22 protein-coding genes are annotated in these 26,726 nt (G+C 46.6%); 10 read left to right on the forward strand and 12 right to left on the reverse strand.

Annotation, left to right across the window (positions count from 1 at the left end; translation table 11 throughout):
• Positions 1–70: 70 nt before the first annotated feature.
• Both H065_RS0111900 and H065_RS0111905 read right to left on the reverse strand, forming a co-directional pair.
• The gene (locus H065_RS0111900) at positions 71–598 is read right to left on the reverse strand and encodes a hypothetical protein (protein ID WP_017813290.1); all 528 of its coding nucleotides are present in this window, start codon (positions 596–598) and stop codon (positions 71–73) included.
• A gap of 67 nt (positions 599–665) precedes the next feature.
• Positions 666–1,697, reverse strand: a complete 1,032-nt coding sequence (locus tag H065_RS0111905; protein ID WP_017813291.1) for an amidase domain-containing protein — start codon at positions 1,695–1,697, stop codon at positions 666–668.
• A 649-nt stretch (positions 1,698–2,346) separates the two neighbouring features.
• On the opposite strand from H065_RS0111905, the gene H065_RS28450 reads away from it, so the two are divergent.
• The 3 genes from H065_RS28450 (at position 2,347) to H065_RS0111920 (ending at position 9,173) form a co-directional block, all read left to right on the forward strand.
• On the forward strand, positions 2,347–2,475 hold the full coding sequence (locus H065_RS28450) for a hypothetical protein (protein WP_274517938.1): 129 nt from the start codon (positions 2,347–2,349) through the stop codon (positions 2,473–2,475).
• Between the two features lie 831 nt (positions 2,476–3,306).
• Complete coding sequence (locus H065_RS0111915) at positions 3,307–4,857, forward strand: malate:quinone oxidoreductase (protein WP_017813293.1); 1,551 nt, start codon at positions 3,307–3,309, stop codon at positions 4,855–4,857.
• Positions 4,858–5,201: 344 nt separating this feature from the next.
• Positions 5,202–9,173, forward strand: a complete 3,972-nt coding sequence (locus H065_RS0111920) for a glycosyl hydrolase 53 family protein (RefSeq protein ID WP_017813294.1) — start codon at positions 5,202–5,204, stop codon at positions 9,171–9,173.
• A 176-nt stretch (positions 9,174–9,349) separates the two neighbouring features.
• Here the strand turns inward: H065_RS0111920 and H065_RS0111925 are convergent, their stop codons facing one another.
• The 3 genes from H065_RS0111925 to H065_RS0111935 form a co-directional block, all read right to left on the reverse strand.
• The gene (locus tag H065_RS0111925; protein ID WP_017813295.1) at positions 9,350–10,558 is read right to left on the reverse strand and encodes a spr1629 family repressor/antitoxin; all 1,209 of its coding nucleotides are present in this window, start codon (positions 10,556–10,558) and stop codon (positions 9,350–9,352) included.
• A gap of 40 nt (positions 10,559–10,598) precedes the next feature.
• On the reverse strand, positions 10,599–11,354 hold the full coding sequence (locus H065_RS0111930) for a spr1630 family ClpXP-sensitive toxin (RefSeq protein ID WP_017813296.1): 756 nt from the start codon (positions 11,352–11,354) through the stop codon (positions 10,599–10,601).
• 83 nt (positions 11,355–11,437) lie between these two features.
• Entirely contained in the window at positions 11,438–12,292 is an 855-nt protein-coding gene (locus H065_RS0111935; RefSeq protein WP_017813297.1) for a helix-turn-helix transcriptional regulator, read from the reverse strand.
• Positions 12,293–12,660: 368 nt separating this feature from the next.
• Between H065_RS0111935 and H065_RS0111940 the strand changes: the two genes are divergently transcribed.
• Positions 12,661–13,098 (forward strand): Lrp/AsnC family transcriptional regulator, encoded by a 438-nt coding sequence (locus tag H065_RS0111940; protein WP_017813298.1) that lies wholly within the window; start codon positions 12,661–12,663, stop codon positions 13,096–13,098.
• 133 nt (positions 13,099–13,231) lie between these two features.
• Positions 13,232–13,744 (forward strand): SRPBCC domain-containing protein, encoded by a 513-nt coding sequence (locus tag H065_RS0111945; protein ID WP_017813299.1) that lies wholly within the window; start codon positions 13,232–13,234, stop codon positions 13,742–13,744.
• 68 nt (positions 13,745–13,812) lie between these two features.
• Here H065_RS0111945 and H065_RS0111950 read toward each other — a convergent pair whose 3' ends face one another.
• Entirely contained in the window at positions 13,813–14,451 is a 639-nt protein-coding gene (locus tag H065_RS0111950; protein WP_017813300.1) for an NAD(P)-dependent oxidoreductase, read from the reverse strand.
• Positions 14,452–14,704: 253 nt separating this feature from the next.
• The gene (locus H065_RS0111955; protein WP_238557949.1) at positions 14,705–15,832 is read right to left on the reverse strand and encodes an FAD-dependent monooxygenase; all 1,128 of its coding nucleotides are present in this window, start codon (positions 15,830–15,832) and stop codon (positions 14,705–14,707) included.
• A gap of 266 nt (positions 15,833–16,098) precedes the next feature.
• Here H065_RS0111955 and H065_RS0111960 point away from each other — a divergent pair, with 266 nt between their 5' ends.
• Positions 16,099–16,482, forward strand: coding sequence for a BLB8/JUQZ-1 family protein (locus H065_RS0111960; RefSeq protein ID WP_017813302.1), 384 nt, complete (start codon positions 16,099–16,101; stop codon positions 16,480–16,482).
• A 73-nt stretch (positions 16,483–16,555) separates the two neighbouring features.
• Here the strand turns inward: H065_RS0111960 and H065_RS0111965 are convergent, their stop codons facing one another.
• Both H065_RS0111965 and H065_RS0111970 read right to left on the reverse strand, forming a co-directional pair.
• Entirely contained in the window at positions 16,556–17,701 is a 1,146-nt protein-coding gene (locus H065_RS0111965; protein WP_017813303.1) for a DUF4179 domain-containing protein, read from the reverse strand.
• Positions 17,673–18,254, reverse strand: a complete 582-nt coding sequence (locus H065_RS0111970) for an RNA polymerase sigma factor (RefSeq protein WP_017813304.1) — start codon at positions 18,252–18,254, stop codon at positions 17,673–17,675. Before H065_RS0111970 ends, H065_RS0111965 begins: the two co-directional genes overlap by 29 nt.
• 182 nt (positions 18,255–18,436) lie before the next feature.
• On the opposite strand from H065_RS0111970, the gene H065_RS0111975 reads away from it, so the two are divergent.
• Together H065_RS0111975 and H065_RS0111980 are read left to right on the forward strand one after the other, a co-directional pair.
• The gene (locus H065_RS0111975; RefSeq protein WP_238557950.1) at positions 18,437–19,156 is read left to right on the forward strand and encodes a TetR/AcrR family transcriptional regulator; all 720 of its coding nucleotides are present in this window, start codon (positions 18,437–18,439) and stop codon (positions 19,154–19,156) included.
• A gap of 156 nt (positions 19,157–19,312) precedes the next feature.
• Complete coding sequence (locus H065_RS0111980; RefSeq protein ID WP_017813306.1) at positions 19,313–20,542, forward strand: MFS transporter; 1,230 nt, start codon at positions 19,313–19,315, stop codon at positions 20,540–20,542.
• A 176-nt stretch (positions 20,543–20,718) separates the two neighbouring features.
• On the opposite strand, the gene bglA is transcribed toward H065_RS0111980, so the two are convergent.
• Entirely contained in the window at positions 20,719–22,158 is a 1,440-nt protein-coding gene (gene bglA / locus H065_RS0111985) for a 6-phospho-beta-glucosidase BglA (RefSeq protein WP_017813307.1), read from the reverse strand.
• A gap of 421 nt (positions 22,159–22,579) precedes the next feature.
• Entirely contained in the window at positions 22,580–24,490 is a 1,911-nt protein-coding gene (locus tag H065_RS0111990) for a beta-glucoside-specific PTS transporter subunit IIABC (protein WP_017813308.1), read from the reverse strand.
• Positions 24,491–24,692: 202 nt separating this feature from the next.
• Here H065_RS0111990 and H065_RS0111995 point away from each other — a divergent pair, with 202 nt between their 5' ends.
• Positions 24,693–25,397, forward strand: coding sequence for a GntR family transcriptional regulator (locus H065_RS0111995; RefSeq protein ID WP_017813309.1), 705 nt, complete (start codon positions 24,693–24,695; stop codon positions 25,395–25,397).
• A gap of 82 nt (positions 25,398–25,479) precedes the next feature.
• On the opposite strand, the gene H065_RS0112000 is transcribed toward H065_RS0111995, so the two are convergent.
• On the reverse strand, positions 25,480–25,884 hold the full coding sequence (locus H065_RS0112000; RefSeq protein ID WP_017813310.1) for a hypothetical protein: 405 nt from the start codon (positions 25,882–25,884) through the stop codon (positions 25,480–25,482).
• A 229-nt stretch (positions 25,885–26,113) separates the two neighbouring features.
• On the opposite strand from H065_RS0112000, the gene H065_RS25845 reads away from it, so the two are divergent.
• Positions 26,114–26,707, forward strand: coding sequence for a PadR family transcriptional regulator (locus tag H065_RS25845; protein ID WP_081604120.1), 594 nt, complete (start codon positions 26,114–26,116; stop codon positions 26,705–26,707).
• The last annotated feature ends 19 nt before the right edge of the window (positions 26,708–26,726 follow it).

Consider the following 26,726-nt stretch of genomic DNA (forward strand, 5'->3'; position numbering starts at 1 on the left):
GATTTGTAGTATGTTCAGTATCAAAAAAACCTTGAAGTAATACTATTATAAGTATTGCTTCAAGGTTTTTTTAGTAGTTCAGAACTTGATTAAGTTCGAAACTTTTAGTCAAACCGAGACCCCATTTTAAATTTAATGTACCTAAAACTTTTTTATTCTTAAAATCATTATATAAAGAATTTTTCATTAGAACTGTTAAAGTATACTGTTGATCAGAAAAACGCTCCACATTTATCATTACTGCTTCATTAGTATAGTAAAGATACCCTTCATTGTTTGAAGGAATAAAATATATACGCACATCACGCATACTTCTTATCCAGTTAGAATTAGTGATTTGGATAGGTAGGTTAACTAACTTATAGTCAGCATAATTAATATCATTGGGTATTTTGCTTAACCAATGATGCCCATCGGCCACTTCAGCATTTTTCCCTTTTTGTAAATAAGCTAGGGAGTCTTCATCATTTTTTAAAGCTGTATCTGTTATTGAAGTCACTTGAATAGAGGGAGGAAAAATCGCAAACGTGGTAAAGCCAAAAACCGATTCTGCGATCAGGTAAATTAAGACAATTAAAGTTATAATTTTTTTATTCATATGTTACCTCTTAAAATTGTAATAAAGTACATGAGTATACTCATGTACTTTATTACAATTTAATTAATTAATCAAATTTGATTAGCCAGAAATCTCTATTAGCAAAAGCAGAATCTTTAATAGATTTATCTACTACATCTTTATTATTTGGTCCAGAATGGTAGGTTAAGTAGACTGTAGAACCTACTTTTTTCGTAACTACCATCGAATGGGTTCTATCATATTTATTTCCTGAAGTATACGATAATTGTACTATGTCTCCAGGTTGAGCTTTACTGATTAAAGAAGAAACTTGAGTATGAGGATAATAAGAACCAGCTGAGCCTTGAGAAGTCCAAAAAGTATAAAAATCATCTACCGCAGTCCAAGAAGAAGTTTCAGAGAATCTAGAAGCGCCTGCCCCAGATAATTGGCTATACCAATATTTAGTTGTTACATATAACATACCTTCATATCCTGATGGCCCGCCTTTAGGTATCCTTTTAAAATGACCACCAGCCAACCATACTTGGGATATAAAATTAGTACAATCATTTCCCCATTCGTTAAAACCACCATTTCTTTTTACTGCGCCATTAGCTGCCCACTTATATGCGTAATTAACAGCTTGCTGTCTATTGTAAGACAAAGAGGCAGTAGCTGAAGCTGCTATTGAAGGGCCATTATGAGTGATAGAAAAGTTGTTTGGACTCTTACTTGCATGAGGATCAGCGACAGGAGCTTGAGTTTCATTATAATTTATAGCATATTCGACTAGTTCTTCATGTTGAGGTGAATTTGCTAATTTTGAATCCATATCCCACAAAAAATTATTGACAAATTTTGAGTATTCAGAAGAACCTACTTTATAATCTAAATTTAATTCCTTTATTCTTTCTTTGAATATAGATTCTGGATTTGAAACTGTAGTCTCTGTTTCCAAAGCATAAGTATCACTTTTAACAGTAGTATATGTATCATTGAAAACAGTAATAGCAGATCTTTCTGATATAGGTGTCTCTTGTAGCTGAATTGAAGCATTGGGCTGGGCAAAAGCTAAGCTCGTACTTACTATAGATAGTAGGCTTAATGATAAAGTAGTAGAAATAAATTTTTTCAAATTAGATACTCCTTCATAAAGTTAAATTTAAATGCAATAGTTAGTATAATTATTATGGGGTTAATTTTATACCCTACTAAAAAATCATTTTTATTTTGTAAATAAATGTCGAAAAAATAAACTTATGTAATCATTGACACTATAAATAATAGATTAATTATAGAATTTATTTTTTATAAATGAATTATATAGAGCTAAATTACTCATTGTTTAGAAGTTATTTCAAAAATAAAAAAGCAAATTAGACAGGTATAAAATCATCTGAGATAAATGATCAATTGTACTTTCTATGGATGAACGCCGAGAGCAAGCTGTAAAATGATCCACTGCAGAAAGATAACAATGAGCAGGGAAATGACAGGTTTGGTATGCAGATTTTGCATGACAGGTCCTCCTTGTTTTAGGTTCCTTTGCTGCTGATGGATACTAGTAAACGCCTAAAATAGTGATATATTTGGTTAAAGCTGCCAACCGAAATTTCGGCGCGATTTCATGTTCTGTTATCACAGCAAGAGATGCACTCACGGATCGTCTGCAGCGCTAGGTACCACTCGGTAAACTAGGGAAAGTGTCCGCTTCGCCAATATCTGTTTGTCGTATCGGCTGAGCTGTACAAGCTTCTGCTGATTGTTCAGTCACTGTCCAGCAGGTGATTCAAAGCACGTATCACTGCTGGCTGGGTGTCGTTAATCTTTATATCTTGCGGATGACTGGCTTCGAGCAGTCCGAATCCGGTGATCTGTTTAGGGAACTGCAGGGTCAGCAGCTGGGCGTATAATTCTCAGAGAAAATGACCGATCAGCACAGTATATTTATGTGCCAGCCGCCCACTGATCTGCTGCCTTTATAAATGTCTTGTTACGAAGCAGCATTTTTATCAGTGAGCTGACTGTATTGCTATGCTAGATAGTGATATACTTTTAAAATGAAAACGTAACCAAATAAGCTGATCGCTATGCTTATTTACAACGTAGCCTCGGATGTATACCATCCGCAGCAGGGTCACTGTCTGGAGCATATTTCTGCCCACGATCGGTTTGTGCTGAGGGATGAAAAAAATCAGATGTGTTATCTATACACTGGTAGACCGCCGGAGCGGAATGCTATGGATCTTTATAGGATCTTTGTCTACAGAGTATTGATCTGTCGGAGTAGAAAGGTTCGTATATTGTCTTTCTATCATCTATTCTGAATGCCGGATTCGAGATGCATTCTATACGAAATGGAGGATACCGGCGACCTTTTCCGGGTAAAAGGTTAGCCGGCATACCGCTGCATTCGGCAGAAAAAATAACGCAAGCTGCCTCCCGACAAGTAAATGGGGGCAATTGCGGCATCCGGATGAGAATAAGGAACTTATTTCTGAATAGCTGAGTTAAACCGTCGGTTTTGTATTATTAATGCTATATGGGTAAACTTCTCACTTTTTTTTCCAACTGCAAATGGTTTATAATTAGAGGAACAATGTCGATAAAATTTTAATAGAGTGAAATTATTAGTTATACTGTATACAGAAAAGGGATGTTCCTGAGTGGAGCCTTGCTTCTTGTATCACCTAAGCAGGAGGGCCTGCTCTTTTTTGCAAATATAAGAGATAAGGAAGGTTTTTATGAGCAGCATACAGAAAAAAACAGACATTATCTTAATTGGTGCCGGAGTCATGAGTGCGACGCTGGGATCATTGCTGAAAGAGTTAGCACCGGAGTGGGAAATTAAAGTGTTTGAGAAACTCGCAAGCGCTGGAGAAGAAAGCTCCAACGAATGGAATAATGCGGGTACAGGTCATGCTGCCCTATGCGAGCTGAACTATACGACCGAGAAACCGGACGGTTCGGTAGATATCAGCAAGGCGGTACAGATCAATGAGCAATTCCAGCTGTCCCGGCAATTCTGGTCCTTCCTGGTGAAGAGCAATCTGATCCGCAATCCACAGGACTTTATCAAGCCTATTCCTCATATGAGTCTGGTCATGGGCGAGAAAAATGTATCTTTTCTGAACAAAAGATTTAAAGCGCTATCAAAACTGCCATTGTTTGAAGGTATGGAGTATTCGGACGATCCGAACAAGCTCAAAGAGTGGATTCCGCTCATTATGGAAGGTCGTTCGTCCAATGAGCCGATTGCAGCAACCAAGATTGATTCCGGTACGGACGTGAACTTTGGTGCGCTGACACGCATGCTGTTCGATCATCTCAAAAGCAAAAATGTAGAGATTCATTATAAACATAGCATCAAGGATATTAAGCGCACGAGCGATGGTCTGTGGTCGGTCAAAGTGCAAAATCTGGATAATGGTAAAGTGGAGCATCATATTACCAAGTTTATCTTTATCGGTGCTGGCGGCGGCAGTCTGCCCCTGCTGCAAAAAACAGGCATTCCCGAGTCCCGCTATATCGGCGGATTCCCGGTCAGTGGACTGTTCATGGTCTGCAACAACCCGGATGTGGTCGCCCGTCATCATGCCAAAGTATACGGCAAAGCCAAGGTCGGTGCGCCGCCAATGTCGGTTCCGCATCTGGACACCCGCTATATCGGCAACAAGAAAGCATTGCTGTTCGGTCCATTCGCCGGATTCTCGCCGAAGTTCCTGAAGACCGGTTCCAATCTGGATCTGATCGGATCGGTCAAGCCGAATAACCTGTTCACGATGCTGGCTGCCGGTGCCAAGGAAATGGGACTGACCAAGTATCTGATCCAGCAGGTAATGTTGTCCAATGACAAACGACTGGAAGAACTGCGTGAATTTATTCCTGATGCCAAGCTGGACGAGTGGGAGATTGTCGTCGCCGGTCAGCGTGTACAGGTAATCAAGGATACACCTAGCGGCAAAGGAACCCTGCAGTTCGGTACGGAAGTAGTCAGTGCGGCCGACGGCTCGGTCGCTGCGCTACTGGGCGCTTCTCCAGGCGCTTCGACAGCTGTACATGTCATGCTGGAAGTACTGCAAAGATGCTTCCCGCAGCGGATGAACGAGTGGGAACCGAAGATCAAGGAGATGATTCCTTCCTACGGCATAGCACTGGCGGATCATCCGGACATGTTCCATGAGATCTTCGTGTCTACCACCCAAACGCTGGAATTGAGCGAAGAAAAACATCCCGATATCGACTCGCTGAAAATGGTCACCGAGCCCAAGGTATTTGGAGAACCGGTTAAATAACGATCCAAACGTCAAGACAAATAGTCTATTCCCGTCTGGCTGCAGGTCATGCCTATACCTGAACGTGAACAACAGAAAACTGGTTCCAAATGAACCCCCTTCAGCCCAGGAGCTAAGGGGGTTCTGTCTGTATAGGCATAAGTTATGGATGCCCTACCCCAGGCATCATGTTAAAAGTAAAAGCAAAATGCACTGCTGGCTCCAAATGATTGCCTAAGCACACAAAATGTTGCAATCTTCTCATGTCCCGGACGATAAGCGTCTGCTATATTGATCATGGTTATGATGTAAGCGCTTTACAATAAGCGGATCGCAGAGTATTTGCTTTGAAAGGGGATAAAGGAATGAGAAGAAACAGACAGGCAGCATTTCTGCTGCTGATTATGATTATGGTGCTTGGTCTATGGCCGGTACATACAGCAGTGGTGGCGGCAGCACCACTTACAGCCAGCCCGGCGATTGTGAATGGAGGATTCGAGACAGACTTCTGGCAGGATCATTCCTGGCAGGTCGATGCATCGGACTGGCAGCAGGCGGATATTCAGCATTATGCCTATGCCAGCGATCCATTTATTACACCTTCCGAGGATACATATGCTTTTAAATACTGGATCAATAACGGAGCATCTGCTGAGCAGCAGATCAAGGTAAGCCAGACGTTATCCCAGCTTCCGGCGGGCAGCTATGAGCTGTCTGTACAATCGATGGGCGGAACAGATGTGGAGGCCGGTCATGTACAGGTATTCGCAGATACCTATCAAGGCAGTGAAGTGGCTACAACTGGCTACAATCAATGGGGTACAGTGACACTGAAATTTGTACTGACTGAGCCGGTATCCCATCTGACTATTGGTGCCCGCATCCGTGGTCAGGCAGGAGCATGGGGCTATCTGGATCGATTAGAGCTCAAGCAGACCAGTACCGATACGAGCCAGCCGGTCGCGGCCGATATTTTTGTTAAAAAAGTGGAGGGACTGAGCCCGGACTTTATCAAGGGTGTCGATATATCGAGTATTATCTCGCTGGAGCAGAGCGGCGTGCGCTTCTACAACGAACAGGGAGCCGAGCAGGATATTTTCACCACCCTGCATGAGTCCGGCGTGAACTATGTACGTGTGCGTATCTGGAACGATCCTTATGATACAAATGGCAGAGGGTACGGCGGGGGTACCAATGATCTGGCCAAAGCTATCGAAATTGGCAAACGGGCAACGGCTAATGGCATGAAGCTGCTGGTTGATTTCCATTATTCCGACTTCTGGGCAGATCCGGGCAAGCAGCATACTCCAAAAGCATGGGCAAACTTGAGTCTGGAGCAGAAGGGTGAGCAGGTGTATGCATTTACCCATCACAGTCTGGAACAGCTGATTGCGCAGGGGATCGATGTAGGCATGGTGCAGGTCGGTAACGAGACGAATCAGTCTTTTATCGGAGAGAAGAATTGGACCCATATTAGCGCACTCTTCAATAAAGGCAGTCAGGCAGTACGGGCGGTAGATCCGAATATCCTGATCGCGCTGCATTTTACCAACCCGGAATCGGCAGGCCGGTATGCTTCGTATGCCAAAGCTCTCGCAGATAATGGCGTGGATTATGACGTATTTGCCAGTTCGTATTATCCATTCTGGCATGGAACGCTGGGCAATCTGACCTCGGTGCTGAAGCAGGTTGCCGATACGTATAACAAAAAAGTCATGGTCGCCGAGACATCATATGCCTATACGGCAGAAGATGGCGACGGACATGAGAATACAGCGCCGCGAAGTTCCGGTCAGGTGCTGGATTACCCGATCAGCGTACAGGGTCAGGCAACTTCGGTTCGCAATGTAATCGAAGCGGTATCCAATGTGGGAAGTGCAGGAATTGGCGTATTCTACTGGGAACCCGCATGGCTGCCGGTAGGACCCAAGACCAATCTGGAGCAGAACAAGCAGCTATGGGAAAAGTATGGCTCCGGCTGGGCAGCCAGCTATGCAGGTGAATATGATCCCGATGATGCAGGCAAATGGTATGGCGGCAGTGCTGTCGATAATCAGGCGCTGTTCGACTTTACCGGTCATCCGCTACCTTCACTCCACGTATTCAACTATGTGAATACCGGAGCAGTGGCAACACTACAGGTGGATCAGATCCAACCGGCAGCGGTAACCGTCAATGCCGGAGACCCTGTCGCCTTGCCAAGTTCGGTGACGGTGACGTATAACGATGGCAGTACAGGTACTTTGGCAGTGGAATGGGATCAGGAAGCCATGGAGCAAGCTGTTCGTCAGGGAGCGGGCAGTTACATGATTGCCGGCACAGTAGCAGGTGGCTATCCAGCACAGGCGAAGCTGGAGATTCGGCGTGCCAATCTGCTGCGTAACGGCAGCTTTGAAGACAATGACCGTAGCATGTGGCAGATCAGTTACGGAGCGGGTGCTTCACCGCATGCCGATTATCAGAACAAGGCCTCCGATGCACGGACCGGCCAGTATTCTCTTCATTACTATTCGGCAGAGCCGGTGAACTTCCGGGTACAGCAGGATGTATATGATCTGAAGCCGGGTTATTACGAGTTATCCATGTCTATTCAGGGCGGAGATGCCCGCAATGCGAAGATGAATCTGTTTGCTCATACAGACGGTCTGGATGTCCAGCAGGAGACCAGTGTAAGTGGCTGGACACAGTGGAATCAGCCGGTTATCCGCGAGATCAAAGTGACCGATGGTCATCTGCGCGTAGGTGCATCGATTCAGGCAGATGGTGGTGCATGGGGATCGTTGGATGACTTCTATCTGACCTTTGCCCGCGAGCTGGACAGCAGTGAACCGGGCCATGGCAGCCAGCCGGTGCCAGATCCGGGTACCAATCCAGATCCTATACCTGGACCACAGCCTACTCCGGAGAATCCTGTCCCCGCACCGGATAAAGGATCTTCCGGCGGTTCATCCGGCGGCAGTGCTTCGGCAGGACGGAACGAGACCCTGACAGGCAGTGTGGATAGCGGTACCGATGGCAGCACGTTGTCGAACCTTTCTATTCAGCGTACGACACGAGCAGATGGTACGCAAAAAGATCTTGTCAGTTATACTGCTTCACAGGCACGCCAAGCTGCAGACCAAGTGAAGGCAGCCGGAGGCTCTGCGATTCGTCTGGTGATGCCCGTTGCTCCGAATACCGTGAAGGAGCTGCAATTTATCCTGCCGCAGGATACGGCACGAATACTCGCTGACAGTGCAGTCAGTATGGAATTGGCGACCCATTACGTCAGCCTGCGTCTGCCGGAGAATACATTATCAGCACTAAGCAGCAGTCACCAGTTCACGATTGCTCCAATCCAAACCGCTGCTGCTCTCGATGTTATGACTGCACGAGCCAGGCAAAATTCACAGGTACAGCAGGCTGCCGGATCAGCAGATATTCAGGTCATCGGGCAACCGCTCCGGATTGATAGCGATCTGCAAGGACAGAAGGTACAACTCACACTGCCATTATCCCTGCAGAACCTGCCTTCCGATCCACAGCAGCAGGAGATCTTCCTGCAACAGCTAGCGATCTATGTGGAGCACAGCGACGGTACACAAGAGCTGATTACGCCGAAGGTTATACGGGAGAAGGATCAGCCTGCCGGACTGCAGTTCGAGGTGAACAAATTCAGTACTTTTACCGTGCTCAAGCTGGCACAGCCATTAGCTGGCCGTCATATTCCAGTAGGTAATTCCAAGCTAGCGTCTGCTGAACCGTATATGAACGGATATCCGAATGGAACATTCCAGCCGGAGCGCACGGTAACACGTGCCGAACTGGCAGCTATCTTGTCCCGTCTGGCTGGGTCATCGTCGAATACGGCAGATCCAGCAGCCGATTCAAGAGATACAACTGATATCATTCCGTCTCCAAACAACAGCCCATCCTATACGGATGTGGACACTCACAGCTGGGCTGCAGCAGCGATTGAACAAGCAGCAAAAAGGGGCTGGATGAAAGGATACACTAGCAATGTATTTGCCCCTGACCGTCCGGTAAGCCGTGCTGAAATGGCGACTATTCTGGCACGCTGGCAGCAGCTGCACAGCACAGATGACGCTGCATTTACAGATACAGCCGGACACTGGGCTGCAGCAGATATTGCAGCAGTACAGCAGGCCGGTTATATGCAGGGAATGCCGAATGGACAGTTTGCTCCGAGCCAGGCGCTCAGCCGCGCCGAAGCGGTTACCCTGTTCAACCGGGTACTGAACATACCGCCGGCATCTGGCACAGCAGCTTCCCGCTGGGTGGATGTTCCGGCAGCATACTGGGCATCCGGTGATATTGCCTCGGCGACGCAAAAGTAAAAACAAAGACTGAAGTAGCAGCCGATTCAGGAAATCTACAGCAGAAGAAACAGAAGAAGCCTGTTCGTTTGACCAACGTGTCAATCGAACAGGCTTTTTTTGATCGTCAAATATACATTTTCATACGCTACTCAACATAATATTCTGACTAGTTAACTTGAATATATTGAGACAGATTATTGTTTAGCTGTTACCAATCGATCTTCCATACTAGTCACATTATAAAGGTTGGAATTTGCCTTGTCAGTCATATATTTTTGAAAAAATGAAAGTTCAATTCCCGTCATTTTATAAAAGAACTCAATATCTACATTCCATTCATGCTCAATCATCTGGCGTAGATCTAGCATTCCTTTGGTCGCAATAAGATCTATAATAGTCTTGATTCGGGTAGGTTTTGGAACAGGCAGTACCTCGTCCAAGGGCTCGATTTGCAAATAACTCTTGCGATGCAGCGCAGCATAGAAGTTACGGCGTTCCCGAGTATCAATAATGCCAAGGTGGGCTGCTCGATACCCGAGTGCCTGAATCGAAGTAGTCCATTTTTTTTTCAAATCGATATAACTGTCTGGCTGAGTAGGCCGCTTAACATTTTTCATATCTGAGATAAATTCAGCTTCTGGCAGCAGGAATGCACCAGCAAACAAATTTGCTTCCTCTTCGATAGTTTTATGTTCTTTACGGTCCATGTGAGTAAATTCCATACGATAATGCAACAATAAGTGTCCTAATTCATGAGCGATATCAAAATGTCTCCGTACGGATGAACGCTTTAGATTACCAAGTATAATATAAGGTCGATTATTTTGTGTCCAGAGACTGTACGCATCAATCTTTTCGCCAATAGCTTTTTCAAAAATAAACACACCGCTTTTTTCGATCAGGAATATTAGGTCCTTATTATGATCTTTGGCCATTCCAAGGCTAGTTCGTGCGAGTTCAGCCACCCGGTAAATCTGGGTTGTTCGGTCATCCTGTGACGCATTGAGATAAGCGATTACCTCATCTCTTAAATGGATAATCTGAAGTGAGGGAATTCGTACACCGGATGTAATATCGTCTATAAAGGCGTCTAAATACTCTACATGTTTGGCTTCTGCCTGTGTTTTATAAATCGTATTCAGAATTTTTGAACGGTAGGCAATATTAGTGATGTTAATATTAGCCGATTTTGTTCCGGTAGCAAGCTTGTCTTGATGATAAAAATATTTGTTTTTTACATGAAAAATGCGCTTTAATTCATTAATAGTCTGCAATTTTGGGGCAGTATATTCGTTCTCATACTGCCAGACTGCCTGCTCTGTGACTCCGAGCATTTCAGCGAGTTGCTTTCTTGAATATCCGTGCATGATTCGTAGATTGGTCAGATTAGAACCAATGAACATGCCGCTTCACTCCTTGTTTGAATGACCACAATATACATTCTTAATTTTGTTTTTCTTCTTCTATGATGCCGATATCGAATGCAGCAGGGTCCATAATATCTTCATCTGCTTCTGGTGCAAATATCTCGAGGTCTTCATCATCCAGTTCTGCACCCGAGATGAGAGAAGATAGATCCTCCACCAAATAAGCGATATTATCTTCTGGATTAGGCATATAATGCGTTATGGCAGAGATTTGGTGTGCATCATCCAGCGTATAAGTAAGAATATGAAATTCATTATAAGAGGCTTTGAAATGCTCCAATTCATCACGTATTTGATTTTCCCGTATAAAGGAAAAAGCCAGCTGTTCCAATTGTTCTTCAAATTGCATAGATTGTTGAACAGATTGTTGCAGTGGGAATTCAACGTTTTTATTAATTTTTGATAATTCGTGAAGATAGGTTCGATTAGCCTTTTGGGAATCAGTGACTATAGGCAAGCTGGCTTGAGCAAAATGATTGGGATTAAAGTAAGCTGCATTTTTAATAAGAAAAAGAATTTTAGACTCATCATGAATGAATTGCAAATAATCCCAAGTGAGTCCAGCTTTCGATTTCTTATATGTAAATCCAAGCTCCTCGCATTCATCAGCAACTTTACTTTCAATAAAATTACCTTTTGTCCATGCAAAAGCAGAGCTGATTTTCATATGTGCTCTACGATCTTTGCGATGTTCGATATAGTCACGATATCCACTGACAATTGCATCTACAATCATTTGGCTATGAGTCTGCTTAAACTTATACTGATCCATTGTTTTCACTCCAATCGCAAGTCTAAAGGCTATTTTATTTTAGCTTAATTTAATAACGATAGAAATGATTTTTTTTGAAAATTTTAAAGTGATTGCTGTCGATCCTGCTCCAGCTTCTGCAGCAATCTCTCTTCTGTACCCGATCCGGGAACCGGAACGAAAAAGCACCAGTGCAGTCCTGGATCATTATCAATAACAGCGGTGTAGTGAATCGTGAACTCCATGATCTGGCCGTCTTCCAACTGATACCGCGCAGTAGTTACGCGCTTTTGCTGAATTTCGTACTTGTCCCATAGTGAAGCGAATACATCACTATCGTTCAGCAGCTTGTTGAATCGATCCATATAGACCGGATGCTTCTGATAATCTTCAAAACGTGTGCGCATAATGGCTACGCTGTAACGCGCGAACTCTTCCCAGTTCAGCAGCCGCCTGCGGTAATCTTCATCGAAAAATATCACATGGATCATATGGCGATCCTGCGGTGGAAGACTGCCGAAATCCGTGATAAACAGCTCGGCTGCCCGGTTCCAGGCGATCACATCAGTACCTTCATCCGTAATAAAGGAAGGATAATACAGCTGATCAACGATATTTTGCAGAAATCCGGTATCCGAGGAAACCTCTGCTGCAGAGTCAGCATGGTGGACAGATTCGCTGCGGGCGAGATCAAGCAGATATTGGTGCTCATCCGCACTCAGCTGCAGCGCGGTACTGATACTGCCCAGTACTTCGGGAGATGGGCGGGTCTCACGTCCCTGCTCCAGCCAGGTATAGTAGGTCACACTCATATTGGCGAGATAAGCGACTTCTTCCCGCCGTAATCCGGGTGTACGGCGGCGCCCCGGCAGCGGCTGAATCCCTGCCTGGTCCGGTTGCAGGCGTTCCCTGCGTGATTTGATAAAGTGTCCTAGAGGCGAAGATTGCTCCTTTTTCATCGGTCATCGCTTCCTTTCCGTATAGTGCTGTCTGTAGATATCATTACGCATCCTTGCTGAAAATGCAAAAAGAATATCGCAGCTGCAGTACCGAGATATTCTTGATTGGTTGGATTACCGAAATCATTCAAATATACAGAGATTATAAGACTCTACAATTCAGCTACCTGAATAGCCTTATGAGCCCATCTGTTTATTCCCATGGTGGGTTCTTCTTCGTGGTATGATAGCGTTAGTATAAAAAGAGACCGTTCTGACAAGATAAGCAAACCAAGGAAATTAGCGAACCGGAATATGGAACAAAAAAACTCGCCTGGTTTGCCCTTTTATTGACATTCGTGTGTTGTACACAGAGGAGAATTGATATCATGCCATCTTCCATCGACGAAATGGATCTGAAGATTATGCAAAAATTACAGCAGCATGGCCGCATTACCGCCGCCCAGCTGAGCAAGGAACTGAATCTGTCGGCACCATCGATCCGTGAGCGGATTATCCGTTTGGAGGAAGAAGGAGTTATTACGGGCTACAGCGCCATATTCAACTGGGCCAAGCTGGATCGTTCGATGACTACTTTTATCATGGTCAAAACCGAACGGGATCAGGAGATCGTGGATTTCTGCGAGCAGGCTGTAGAGGTGACCGATATGCACCGGATCAGCGGCGAGTTCAACTATATGATCAAGGTGCAGACGTCTTCCATGCAGGAACTGGCCAGTCTTCAGGAGCGGCTGGTACAGCTAGGGCCATCCAAATCCCATGTCAGCATGAAGACGCTGATCGAAGATCGCCATCATCTGTTGTAATAACATGGAAATGACAGAGGAAAGCTGCGAGTCACCGGAGAATACGTAAGGAGAAGAAATAGCAGCCATAGAATGCATTCGCAGCCGTATCCGTATCTTCCGTATATCAAATCCAATTTCAGGAGGATGGTCTATGTCGAATCAAATGGTCTCTAGAGTAGAAGGGCAGTCACTTGTACTGGAACGGGAGTTTAATGCACCGAAAGAGTTGGTATTTCGCGCTTTTGCAGAAGCCGAGCATCTTAAGAACTGGTGGGGGCCGCGCGGTTGGACGCTAACGGTGTGCAATATTGATTTTCGTCCAGGCGGTGTCTGGCATTACTGTATGAAGTGTGTAGATGAGAGCCAGGGAGACTTTTACGGATATGAGTCCTGGGGAAAAGCAGTCTACGGAGAGATTGCCGAACCTGACCAATTTGTCTATACGGATTACTTTTCGGATACGGAAGGCAAGGAGAGCGAAGAAATGCCTTCCAGCCGGATCACGATGCTGTTCGAAGAACACAATGGTTCGACGAAGCTGATCAGCCGGGCCAGCTATGACTCTGCCGAAGCGCTGCGTACGGTACTCGATATGGGAATGGAGCAGGGCATTGCCGAGACATGGGATCGGCTGGACGAATATGTGCAGACCCTGCATCAGTAGATCACCTCCCCCAAAAAAAGAAACAGGCCGCTTCATGGCGAAGTGGTCTGTTTGGTGTGTGATCCTATCTATTCGGTTACGAAAACTTCTTTGCGGCTGTAGGCATGGTCTTCCAGCTGCTTGAGCATGAACTCGGCAAGATTGGCACGGGAAAGCTTGAGCTTGCCGGCTTTGCTTTTATCGATACCAGCGCTGTACGTATACTGTCCGGTACGCGGGCCATTCGTCAGCATCGGTGGCTGGGCGATCATCCAGTCCAGGCTGCTGCTCTGAAGCAGCTGTTCCTTTTCCCGGTGATCGGCCAGCAGATTGCGCATGAAGACCGGAATAACGAATCGGTACATCATACCGAGTCTGCCTGCATCCGAACGGGTACCGACGAAGGAAATATGAATAAAACGCTCGGTGCCGCTGTCTTCCATGGCGCGAATAATATTTTGCATGGCGTTATTCAGTACAGGATTACGTCGAAATGGGCTTTTGGAACCCAATGCGAACAGGGCAGCATCATAGCGGGTAGCCTGTACAACGCTCAGGATATCCGGATAGCTATCGATATTGCCGTGAACGATCTTCAGATTATCGTGGGTCATATGCATCCGGGTTGAATCACGTACGAAGGCAGTTACGGCGTGTCCCTGTTCCAATGCCTGGGAGACCAGCTCACGTCCAGTCCGGCCAGTAGCGCCGAAAATAATCAAATTCATACATGTACCTCCGGTTATATAGTAAGTCCATTACGCTGTTGTCGGCGACATCCAGCGGATAGTAAAATAGTGTGCCAGTATGCCGGCAAAAAAATGGCTTATAACCAGCGTATCATAATCGGAAGGAATTTATCATCTTTGGAGCAAATCAGAGCAAATGAAAAGCACCTTTACAGGTGCTTTTTGAATCGAATATCGGTTGAAATGAAGATGGTATTACCGATTGCTTTATTTACAGATGGCAATCTATGGGTTAATAGGCTTCTTCCAGTAGCGCGTCGCACTGCTGAATAATAGTCTGCTGGTCGGAATTGCCCGACATTTCATTTGCCAGAAGTTCGGCAGACAGGCGCTGAACTTCGCTCGCCCGTGGATATCTTCTATTGTAATAAGCCGACAGCCCCTCGTTCAGGGAATCGCCACGTGCAATTTCTTCTGACAGTACAATAGCATCCTCCATAGCCATCGCTGCTCCTTGGGCCAGATTCGGTGCACTGGCATGAGCAGCATCGCCGCCGATGACGACGCGCTGGCTGAACCACTTCTCCTCCAGTACCACTTCACGAATCATATTAAACAGAATGGGACTATCCGGTTGGAAACAGCTGCGCAGGAAATCCGGCTTCCACTGGAATGGGTCCAGCATGGCGCGGACAGTCTCGTAGCGCTGCTCTCTAGGGTCCCAGTAATCTTCGGCAACCGGCTTCAGGATAAACAGATAGCCCGTGGTTGATGTTAACGGGAAGATCCCTACTTTACTGCTGCCATTCAGCAGCATATAGCTGGTTGTCGTGAGCGTGCCTGCCGGGAATTCAATCGGCACACGCCACGAACCCATACCGAGGAAGCGGGACTTCACTTCACGCTGCAGCATAATATTACGTACCCGGGAACGGATACCGTCAAAGCCCACGAGCAGATCGGTATGAAGGATATGGTCATCTTCAAAGTAAATCGTCACGCCCGTGTCGCTTTCTTCGTAGGTTTTCAGCTTGCGATCCCACTGGACGTTTACGCCAAGAGAAAGTGCAGTAGATAGCAGAATCCGGTTCAGGCTGGAGCGCCAGATCGAGTTGCGTCCGGGGAGGTCTTCATTCAGGAACTTCTGGTTTACTTCCAGTAATACCCGGCCTTCCCGGCTCAGGATCTGCATGCTGTCCAGCTGGATACCTTCTTGCAGACATTGTTCATAGATGCCCAGATCTTTGAGTACTTTGAATGTGTTCTGAGGCTGGGTAATTCCGGTTCCGGCAGGTGCATCTTCGGCGCTGGCTTCGCATACTGTTACATGGAGACCGATTTTTCGCAGGGAAATCGCAGCAGATAATCCTCCGATTCCGGCTCCGATAACAACTGCATGTTGAATAGGGTTAGACATCATACAACTCCTTCTTGGTTGGTGAGATCACATGGTGGTTGAGCAGCATCTGCAAATAGGCATAGAAAGAAGCAACCTAATACAAGCTGCACCTTCTATTTTAAATGTAAAAAATGACAAATATAAGACTTGGATTTTAAGGTGATTTGTGGACCACAGTTGACGAATTTTTCTGGTTAGCGTATTTAAAATTAAAAGTGTTGACCTGCGTACAAGGATAGACTAGATTTCTATATTTACTTAAATTTACATAAAAGGGAGAAATTAGAATGAAAAAAGTAATTGTGGTCTTAACAGCGGCAGCGCTTGCCTGGTCGGTTAGCGGAGCAGCGGAAGTATCTGCAGCATCCTTCCAACCTACAGCAGTGGAAGCATCTGCACTGCAGGATGCTACGGTGACGGTTACATTTACGCCCGATATACATGCCGGTTCTGGAGGCATGTATACACAGGATCTGTCGCAAACTTTCCGGGGACTGGGTGGTAGATTCGGTATGAACGGTTCTAGCTGGCGTATTTTGCAGGGCAGCAATGTGGTGAGGTTGTCAGGCAATGATGCGATCATGATTGGCTATGGTACAGCACATGTACAAGCATACAAAGCAAATGGCCAACCACTGGGTGTATATACATTTACTGTAGTACCTGGCTGACAGAAATAGCAGGCATAAATAAGCGAACATAAAGAAGCAAGGAAGCGGATGAACGCTTCCTTGCTTTTTGGGTTTATTGGCTCAGTGGAATGGTAACCTCTAGTTCCGGTAAATATTCGACTTTGATATTTCCATTTGCGTCCATTTGGAACTGGCTGGGATCATCTTTCTTCAGCAGCTGTCGATAAGGCTTGATCGTAATGGATTTGGGCAGAGTAGTAAAAGGAGCAAAGCGACTATCCGTAGTCAGTGTACTGCCGTCATGTTCGTAATAACCATTTCCTCCACTTAGCTCAGACAGCTTGTGGCCCTGATCATCCACCACATCATAATGTATCATGATAGTATCCAAATCGATCTTCTGCCCGCCAGACAACTGGATTTTGGTCGTAATATTCGTAGTGACCGGTGTAAACTCCATTTTGGCTACAGTAAACTGAACATGTTTGTCCTGACGTTGTATATTTGGCGTAACGATCTTCATCGCCTGCGTATTTTTCTGAATCGGCAGATGAATAGTGAAAGGCTGCTTGGCTCCATCGATTTTCATTTGTACGGTTAATTGAAATTGATCCGGAAAAGCTGGCCCCTGCTGATTACGCCGATCCGAGAATTCCATAATAAGCGTATCGGGATCGTAGCCGGGTATCATCATCGGATCGACCGTGTTATCTCCATTGGCGCCGGCATACCTACTCATCGGTTCTCCATCAATCTGCAGCTGCACATCGTGAATCGATTGGATCAGGCTCTGCTGCGGTGTCTGTCCATCACCCGGCTGGCGCTTCAATGCAATTGACAACCGTGTGCCATCATACATAAATTCGGGTGCCATCAGATGGATACCATCATGGCTGTCAGCCAGTGAGGTACGGGTGAGCAATTCCTGTTCGTCTGCCGTTTTGAGTCCGGCATCTCCAGTCATGGCGAAAATACGACTGGCCCCCGGAATTTCTTTGAGCGCTTTGGCCATGGAGGGTGAGACATAGGCGCTGCTGGCCAACCCCAAAAACAGTACGGCAGCTACAGATACGGCAATCAGGCCGGTCCGGGCGAGCTTGATCTCTGGTCGTTCGTTGTTACGATTGCTGGTGGATTGCTCACGAATGCGGTTCATAATCTGGTCGGTTAAATCTACATCGCTTTTATGCATGGTTCGAATACTCGCTTCCCATAATTTGAGTTGTTCCTCATTTGGTCGTTCCGTAGGATCGTGCATGCAGTATTCCTCCTTTTTGCTTGGTAGAGCTAAGCTTTTTGCGTATTCGTTCGTACTTTTTGCGAAGTGTGGCATTGCGGATACCGGTAATGGCTTCTATCTCATCAAAGGTATACTGCTCAATGACTTTCAGGATCAGAATATGCTTTTCTTCCGGCTTCAACTGCTCCAGCAGCTGATCAATCTGGTCGGAATGATCCATTTCGCCGGTTATTCGGTTGCTGGAACTATAGATATAATCTTGTATGATAGAGCGCTGTCGTTTTCTTTTTTTCAGCACATTCATGCAGTGATTATAGGCAATCCGGTAGAGCCAGGCCGAATAAGATACACCGGGCTGGAAGCGGCGGATCTCGTAAAATCCTTTCACCAGCACTTCCTGTAAGGCATCCTCTGCCTCTTCGTTATTGCTAAGCAGGTAATGGCAATAGACATAGATGCGTCTTTGAAATATGTGTATAAGTTCACTGTAGGCTTCGGTGCTGCCCTGCTGCACCTGCTCTACAATCGATTGTACTCGGGCATGTTCGCTTCGATTTGAAGCATCCGGCATGTTCGCTCGCCTCCTTTATTCAGTCGTATAACAATCGGGATGGTTTATTTGTGACATCCACTTCTACATTTATTTGAAAATATTCTCGAAAACTAACAACCGAAAAATAGAGATAAAGCAGGATACGAATAAAAATAAATCCAGCCAAAACACCATCATGCACGAGATAGCAAATATTGTAAATGAAAACACCAGTAAAAAGTCGGAAGCAGGTTATTCATAACGCTATTGTGCTCTGCAAAAATAAATACAGAGTAACTTTGCGAAAATACTGGAACAATCGTTCCGAATGGGATATACTGTGTTCAAGAGAGGGGATGGTTATCATCGGACGAACCAAGGAATTTGACCATACCGCAGTACTTCACCAGGCGACTCTGCTATTTTGGGAAAAAGGATATGAAGGAACGAGCATGGCGGATCTGCTGGCAGCGATGAAGATTAGCCGATCCAGTATGTACGAGACATTTGTAGACAAGCATCATCTGTATCTGCAGTCGATCGAGCACTACAAAACAATCGGACAGGAGAAAAGGGATGTACTGCTCCATGCGGAGTCGGCGCGGCAGGGGCTGCGGGAGTATTTTGACAAGCATATCCAGTTCGCGTTTGACGAGAATTCTCCAAGAGGCTGTCTGATTACCAACGCTATCGCAGCGATCGATGCACCGGATGAGCAGATTGCCCAGGTGATCCAGCACCGTTTTGATGAACTGGGTGAGATTTTCTACCGTTTGCTGCAAAAAGGCCAGCAGATCGGCGAGATTGCCCCGGATCGGGATATCCGCAATCTGTCCTATATGCTGCTCAATCTCAACCACAGCATCAATATTGCTGCCAAGGTAGGACCGGAGCGCAAGCGGGTAGAGGATATGATGGAAATGGTCCTGTCGATGATCTGATTTTTCACAGGACCTGCTATTTTACAGATGGTTAAGAAATAAGAGATGATTCTAAAACCTGTCCAGACAGCGGAATACAGATCATGAGAACATAGCAGCAAGTTTTATTTTTTTAAACATTATGGAACGAATGTTCCAAAAAAGGAGTGTATTCTTATGAGTACCAAAATCCAGGCTTCACCTGCCTCATCGGCAGACCATACGGCATCAACTTCCATTCCCGGCTGGCTCGTTCTGTTTCTGGCCGTTGCCTGCGGTATTATTGTCGCCAATCTGTATTATGCCCAGCCGCTGATCGGTCTGATCCGTCAGGATATTGGGCTATCATCCGGTGCAGCAGGTCTGATCGTTACGCTGGCACAGATCGGTTATGCAGCCGGGTTGTTATTTATCGTGCCATTGGGTGATATTCTGGAGAACCGGAAGCTGGTATTCGGCGGACTGATCTTCACTGCAGCGGCGCTGGCGCTCACCGCCTGGGCGCAGAATTCGGTACTATTTCTGATCGCTTCCATGCTGGTAGGTGTAGGTTCAGTAGCTGCGCAGATCTTGGTACCCTATGCTTCACATCTTGCTCCCGAAGCTTCCCGCGGCCGGGTGGTTGGTAATGTAATGAGCGGTCTGCTGCTCGGTATTATGCTGGCACGTCCGGTATCGAGTCTCGTCGCAGATTGGCTGGGCTGGCGGGCGATCTTCTGGCTGTCTGCTGTTCTTGTAGTAATTCTGTCGCTTGTTCTGGTCAAGGCACTTCCATCCAGACGTCCGGCATCGAATCACTCCTATGGACAGCTGATTGGTTCATTGTGGGGACTGCTGGCCCATACGGCAATCCTGCGCCGCCGTGCCTTGTATCATGCTTTTGTATTCGGGACATTCAGTCTGTTCTGGACGACTGTGCCGCTGCTGCTGTCCAGTCCGGCTTTTCATTTCTCCCAGACCGAGATTGCCCTGTTCGCACTCGTCGGTGTAGCCGGAGCATTCGCTGCTCCAATCGCTGGTCGTCTGGCAGACAAAGGATGGATTCGTCCGGCCACCGGTATTGCACTGGGGATTGTCATTCTGTCGATGATTCTGCCACTGTTCGTACAGACACGTTCGGTAGGGACGGTTACGCTGCTCGTGGTAGCTGCGATTGTACTGGATATGGGGGTATCCGCGAATATGGTGATTGGTCAGCGGGCGATTTTCTCCCTCGGTGCCGAAGTGCGCAGCCGGATGAATGGACTGTATATGGCGATCTTCTTCGTCGGCGGTGCTGTCGGTTCGGCAGCAGGCAGCTGGGCATATGACATGGGAGGCTGGCAAGCGGCGCTGCTGATCGGGATTGCTATGCCTGTAGTGGCACTGCTGTACTACCTGACCGAATACAGACGAGCCAAAGGCTGAACAAGCTCCTATATACTTAATAGATGATCAGGCCGGATGCGCTTTTGGCAACACAGCCTGTATCATCAACAAACCAGATCATTATCTATAGCAAAAAGGAAGGAGGCATGTTGATATGCTCCTTCCTTTTTCCATACTTATCGTCTATTCCTGTAAGGATACGGCGATCCTCGTAGTTACAGCTGTTCTCCGCGACTCGCAATCACCTGTTTGTACCATGCAAAGGAATCTTTTTTGTACCGCTCCATCGAGCCGTTGCCTTCATTATCCCGGTCTACATAGATCATGCCGTAACGCTTTTTCATCTCGCCGGTAGTGAAGGATACGATATCGATAATGCCCCAAGGGGTGTAACCGAGCAGATCCACGCCATCATAAGTGACAGCTTTCTCCAGGGCTTCGATATGGGATTTGAGGTATTCGATACGGGCGTGATCATGGATTGAGCCATCTTCCTCCACTGTATCGATTGCACCGAATCCATTTTCCACAATAAATAATGGAATCTGGTAGCGGTCATAGAAACGGTTGAGCGTATAACGCAGACCGGTCGGATCAATCGCCCAGCCCCAGTCGCTGGACTGGATATACGGATTGGCTACGCTATTCGGCAGCCCGCCGTTCACGATATCACCGGTATTGTCGTTATTCACATCACTTTTGACGGTAGTCGACATGTAGTAGCTGAAGCCCAGATAATCGACGGTTCCGTTGCGCAGAATCTCATCGTCGCCTTCTTCGAACACGATGTTGTAGCCTTCGCGTTCAAATTCCTTGAGGGCATAGCTTGGATAGTAGCCGCGCACATGTACATCCGGGAAGAAGTAGCGCTTTCTCATTTCTTCTTCTGCCAGCATTACGTCTTCGGGATTGGAAGAGTACGGATAGATGGGTACATGGGAGACCATGGCGCCGATCTGGAAATCCGGATTGATCGCTTTGCCTTTGGCAACAGCCAGTGCACTGGCTACCAGTTCATGGTGACTGGCCTGGTACATGACTTCTTTGGGATTCTCGCCTTCCTGCACCATCACACCGGAGTTGGTCCACAGGAACAATGGATTATTCACATCCATTTTGTTATTGATCTCGTTAAAGGTCATCCAGTATTTCACTTTGTTCTTGTACCGGTCAAAGCAGACTTCCGCAAAGCGGACAAAACAATCGATCACTTTGCGGCTACGGAATCCACCGTATTCGCGTGCCAGATAGAGCGGCATCTCAAAGTGGGATAGAGTGATGACCGGCTCGATGCCATGTTTGAGCAGCTCGTCGAATACATCATCGTAGAACTGCAGCCCTTCTTCATTTGGCGTCTCCTCGATGCCTTGCGGGAAAATACGGCTCCAGCCGATGGAGGTACGCAGGCATTTCAGTCCCATTTCGGCAAACAATGCGATATCTTCCTTGTAGCGATGGTAAAAGTCGATCGCTTCATGATTTGGGTAAAAGGTACCTTCTTCGACAGTATCGGTAATGCGGCGGGGTACACCGTGTGCGCCGGCAGTCATTACGTCGACAACGCTCGGGCCTTTGCCACCTGCGTTCCATCCGCCCTCAAATTGATGGGCAGCGAGTGCGCCGCCCCATAGAAAGTCTGCTGGTAATTGTGTCATGATGATTTCCTCCTGATCCAAGTGGGTCTCTTTTTATTGAGCTGATTTTGCTGGGATAGCTTGAATGATTACGAGTGCTGAATAGTGTCTCGGTGTTGGGTACTGTGCTCCGCTCCGGAAAGAGATTCTGCCGCTTCCTCCGGTTAAGAACAGGGATCTTGAATGACCGCCGTAGCGGTCGATCCCTGTTCTTAAATGTCGGGCGCTGGCAAAATTCTCTTTCCTGCGCTCTGTGCGGAGAGTGAGCTTGGTGCATGGTAGTAACCTTTTTGTATGAAGGTCAATATATTAAGAATTAAAAGAATAGCTATCTGATTAGTGACACTGATGTTTGAGCTGGTTTCGCAGCTTTTCAAATGCAGGACTAATGTTGCTTGGTGTGTACGGTTATAAAGTTGTGCGCATAGCGATACATCTTCATTTAACGGACAACGGTCAGGATGTCAGCGTCGGTGGTTGCATTTTCCAGGGTGCCGACGACGATTTCCTTGTAATCGAAAGCATTGGTGACCAGGACGGGGGTAATCGTCGGAATGCCCTCGCGCTGGATCAGTTCTTTATCAAATTCGAGTAACAGGTCGCCTTTGCGGAAGGTATCGCCGTCCTGCACCTTGAGGGTAAAAGGTGCGCCTTTGAGCTTGACGGTGTCCAGACCGATATGGACGAATAGCTCAACACCGGTGTTGGAGCGTAATCCGATCGCGTGACGTGTCGGTGCAATCGTGGCTACGGTTCCATCAAATGGAGCATACAGCTTATTGTCGGAGGGTTCGATGGCAATACCGGAACCCATAGCGCCAGAGCTGAATGCCTCGTCCGGTACGTCGGTGAGCGGGATGATTCTGCCGCGCAGTGGCGAAGCAATATTCTCTTCACCGGCGGGAATATCACTGCCGTTCTGCTGAGCGGGACCTGTCTGTCCCTGCTGCTCTACCAGACTGCTGTCGCCGGAAGCCTTGGCTTCATCAACGCCATAACCGAAGATCTGGATCAGAATAACCGGCAGTACAATTGCAATTGCCGATCCAATCAGAATGCCCCAGACAGATGTAGGATAATCGGCATTGATACTGTTTACGATAGTCAGTGGTCCTGGCAGACCCGCATAGGCAAAATAATACGGGTTAAAGAAACTTGCCACTACGGCACCGACTGCACCGGAGATACAGCCGAAGATCATCGGCTTTTTGAAGCGTAGGGTAACGCCATAAATTGCCGGCTCGGTAATGCCGAATAGTCCGGTCACCCCAGCAGAGATACCAATCTTGCGGGTCTCTTGATTACGGGACTTGAGGATAACACCGAGTACGGCACCGATCTGGGCGACAACTGCAATCGTCTGGTACGCCTGGAAGGAATCCCGACCATACTGTTCAAAGTTGGCAAGTACCATCGGCGTTACGCCCCAGTGTACGCCGAAGATGACGATCACCTGCCAGAATCCGCCGATAATCGCGCCAGCCAGAGCAGGTGCATTTTCAGCCAGGAAATTGTATCCGTTTGCAATGCCGTTGGCACCAAGTGTAGTAATCGGTCCAATCAGTACAATCGTCAGTGGAACCATAACCAGCATACATAACAAAGGAACAAATAACGGGCGAATAATCTCGTTCATCCGCTTGTTGAGGAAGCGTTCCAGATAAGACAGAATCCACACCAGGAACAGCGGAGGCAGTACGGAAGACGTATACGTCGTCTCGGTCAAAGCAATACCGAGGAAGTTGACGCTTCCTCCATCAGCGATCTGGGCAGCCATCTCGGCCCAGGTAGGACTGACCAGTGCAGCACAGCAGGCTACGGCTATATACGTATTGGTCTTAAAATGCTTGGCTGCTGTAATCGCAATAAAGATCGGCAGGAAGGTAAATGGTGCCCACGAGATAAAGCTGATCACCTGGTAAGTGCCCGTCTCGGCAAATCCGGCGAACAGCAGATTCGCAATAATCAGCAGTCCCTGCATAATTCCGGCTGCTGCGAGTATGTATACAAAAGGAGCAAATACAGCAGACATGGTCGCAATAATGCGGTTGAGAATTGTACCTTTATGTTCAGTCTGTTCGTCGGCTGTATCCAGATTCACCAGTTTGGCAAATTCATCGTATACTTCGCCCACATGCTGACCGATCACGACCTGAAATTGTCCGGCATTCTCGACAACAGTAATCACGCCCGGCATGGAAGCTACAGCTTCTTTGGCCTGTGGACTGGATTGCTTCAATACAAGACGTAGTCTGGTGGCGCAACGTGTAGCGCCGGAGATATTGCTCTCGCCACCTACCGCTTCCAGAATATCTTTAGCCAGCTTCGGATAATCTCTCACTTTTCCCGACATGGATATCGCCTCCTCACACTTTACACCTTCACATTATAATTATAACGGTATAATTTATCAATACCCGAATAATGGTATAATGATTCAGTCAGCAAGAAAATTCGTCCCATTCCTTTTAAGGATGATTGGGGAATGAGCTTTGAGGCGCCCTGTGTTACAATCTGGATAATGCAGGAGATCAACCAGACAAAGAGGAATGCACATGCTAAAATATCAGCACATTGCCAATGAAATCGAAAAATACATTCAAGACCATGCGCTGCAGCAGGGCGACAAGCTGCCGGTGCTGGATGAACTGATGATCCAGTTCGGGGTCAGCAAGAGTACCATTATCAAGTCGCTGGAGCTGCTGGAGGAGAAGGGTGTTATTTTCCAGGTACGCGGCAGCGGAATCTTCGTGCGGAGACACCGGCGCAAAGGCTATATCAGCCTGCTGTCCAACCAGGGATTCACCCGGGATCTGGAGAGCTTCCCGATTACATCCAAGGTGCTGGAGCTGGATATCCGCAAGCCAAGCCGTGAGGTTGCCCAGAACCTGAATATCGATCAGGAACAGGATGTATACCATGTAAAGCGCATCCGCTACATCTATGAGCAGACGCTCTGTGTGGAGGAATCGTATTACAACAAGTCGATCGTAACGTATCTGAACAACGAGATTGCCACCGATTCGATCTTTGATTATATCCGTGATGCTCTGGGTCAGAAGATCGGCTTCTCGGATTCCTATTTGCATATCGACAAGCTGAATGAAGAAGAAGCACAGTATCTGGGGCTGCAAAAAGGTGATCCCAAAATGGATGTGGAGACTATTTTCCATCTGTCCAATGGACAACCGTTCGACTTTTCCCGGCTGACGTATAACTATATTCAGGCCCAGTTCTTTATTCAGGCGAATGGGCAATAACATTAGAAGAAGATTTGCTACAAAAAAGGCTCCAATCCATAGACAGGGATTGGAGCCTTTTTATGATGACAGGAATAGACGCTTATACAAATGGAGCGAAATGCAGCTTGCTGCGGAACAAGGGATGAAGCAGGACCGCTATACCCAAATGCACAAGCCCAATAGCAGAAGTAGTAATAAGAACAATCATGCCGAGAAAAGTATGGATGCTGTAGCCGGCGATAAAAAACAAAGCAGTGAAATTCAGTATGTAAAGCAATAGTATCGTCAAATAAATATTTTTCTTGGGAGTCAGATAGTAAAGGAAAAGTTGGGCGATCAGTGAAAACCCTATAATCCAGAAAGACGGCAGAAATACAGCGGCTGTAAATACATCATTAAATAGAAGAAAGTCATTATACTGCTCCGAAGCAGGCCAGAATTGAAATATCCCATATCCACTAAAAAAAGCAGACAGCAGGATAAATACATAATAGTAATAAATCATTCGCTGCCTCCCGGTTCTATTATTTTAAGATTTCCTTTTTCTATATAAAAAGATAAAACAGAAATTCAGTAAATAGCAAATAACGCTTACCTAAAAATCCTACTTTCAAATAAATAGGTTACCTAAATAGATTGACAGCTAATTCAAAAGTGAGTATATTAATCAACAGACATACTCTGTACAGAGTACCCTAGGCAGAGTGAAAAGGTAAAAAGTACACTATTGTTCCATGAGAAACAAACCGGACAAGAAGAGTAGAAAGGGGAATGTTTTGTCTCTACAAATTTATATTCTGGGTTCGCTATGGCATGAAGAGCGCCACCCTTATGACATCAAGAAACGGATTCTGGAAAACACAAGCAATACCGTCAGCATTACCGACGGCAATCTGTACTACAATTTCGATGCCCTCCACAAAAAGGGATATTTGGACAAGGTAGAAACGGTCCAGTCCGAAGGTCATCCGGATAAGAGCAATTATGCGATTACCGAGAACGGCCGTGAAGCGCTCAAGGATATGATCTACAAAAGCTTCAAAAATCCCAAAGATATCCGCTCACTGCTGGCACCGCTGTTTTTTGTCAAACTGGTCGATATCGAACGTATCCAGTTCATGCTGACCGAAGCGATTGCGCAGAAGGAACAGGAGCTGGAGGATATGAAAGTGCGCACTGCCTCCTGGCGGCCTGTGAATATCGAGGTTGGTTACGAGGAATGTTATGAATTTCTGATACGTTATGGACGATCCGGTCGCACACACGAACTGGATAATCTCAAAGATTTACTGGGAGTCATTAGCCGGATGCAGGAAGACCGCGCCTGACCCACAGCATGATTGGCAA

The sequence above is a fragment of the Paenibacillus shenyangensis genome (assembly GCF_000346635.1).
GTDB classification, from domain to species: domain Bacteria; phylum Bacillota; class Bacilli; order Paenibacillales; family Paenibacillaceae; genus Saccharibacillus; species Saccharibacillus dauci.

Coding starts and splice junctions, on each gene's coding strand:
- H065_RS0111900 (WP_017813290.1), bottom strand. CDS start 598: ATGAATAAAAAAATTATAACTTTAATTGTCTTAATTTACCTGATCGCA.
- H065_RS0111915 (WP_017813293.1), top strand. CDS start 3,307: ATGAGCAGCATACAGAAAAAAACAGACATTATCTTAATTGGTGCCGGA.
- H065_RS0111920 (WP_017813294.1), top strand. CDS start 5,202: ATGAGAAGAAACAGACAGGCAGCATTTCTGCTGCTGATTATGATTATG.
- H065_RS0111925 (WP_017813295.1), bottom strand. CDS start 10,558: ATGTTCATTGGTTCTAATCTGACCAATCTACGAATCATGCACGGATAT.
- H065_RS0111930 (WP_017813296.1), bottom strand. CDS start 11,354: ATGGATCAGTATAAGTTTAAGCAGACTCATAGCCAAATGATTGTAGAT.
- H065_RS0111935 (WP_017813297.1), bottom strand. CDS start 12,292: ATGAAAAAGGAGCAATCTTCGCCTCTAGGACACTTTATCAAATCACGC.
- H065_RS0111940 (WP_017813298.1), top strand. CDS start 12,661: ATGCCATCTTCCATCGACGAAATGGATCTGAAGATTATGCAAAAATTA.
- H065_RS0111945 (WP_017813299.1), top strand. CDS start 13,232: ATGTCGAATCAAATGGTCTCTAGAGTAGAAGGGCAGTCACTTGTACTG.
- H065_RS0111950 (WP_017813300.1), bottom strand. CDS start 14,451: ATGAATTTGATTATTTTCGGCGCTACTGGCCGGACTGGACGTGAGCTG.
- H065_RS0111955 (WP_238557949.1), bottom strand. CDS start 15,832: ATGATGTCTAACCCTATTCAACATGCAGTTGTTATCGGAGCCGGAATC.
- H065_RS0111960 (WP_017813302.1), top strand. CDS start 16,099: ATGAAAAAAGTAATTGTGGTCTTAACAGCGGCAGCGCTTGCCTGGTCG.
- H065_RS0111965 (WP_017813303.1), bottom strand. CDS start 17,701: ATGCACGATCCTACGGAACGACCAAATGAGGAACAACTCAAATTATGG.
- H065_RS0111970 (WP_017813304.1), bottom strand. CDS start 18,254: ATGCCGGATGCTTCAAATCGAAGCGAACATGCCCGAGTACAATCGATT.
- H065_RS0111975 (WP_238557950.1), top strand. CDS start 18,437: ATGAAAACACCAGTAAAAAGTCGGAAGCAGGTTATTCATAACGCTATT.
- H065_RS0111980 (WP_017813306.1), top strand. CDS start 19,313: ATGAGTACCAAAATCCAGGCTTCACCTGCCTCATCGGCAGACCATACG.
- bglA (WP_017813307.1), bottom strand. CDS start 22,158: ATGACACAATTACCAGCAGACTTTCTATGGGGCGGCGCACTCGCTGCC.
- H065_RS0111990 (WP_017813308.1), bottom strand. CDS start 24,490: ATGTCGGGAAAAGTGAGAGATTATCCGAAGCTGGCTAAAGATATTCTG.
- H065_RS0111995 (WP_017813309.1), top strand. CDS start 24,693: ATGCTAAAATATCAGCACATTGCCAATGAAATCGAAAAATACATTCAA.
- H065_RS0112000 (WP_017813310.1), bottom strand. CDS start 25,884: ATGATTTATTACTATTATGTATTTATCCTGCTGTCTGCTTTTTTTAGT.
- H065_RS25845 (WP_081604120.1), top strand. CDS start 26,114: ATGAGAAACAAACCGGACAAGAAGAGTAGAAAGGGGAATGTTTTGTCT.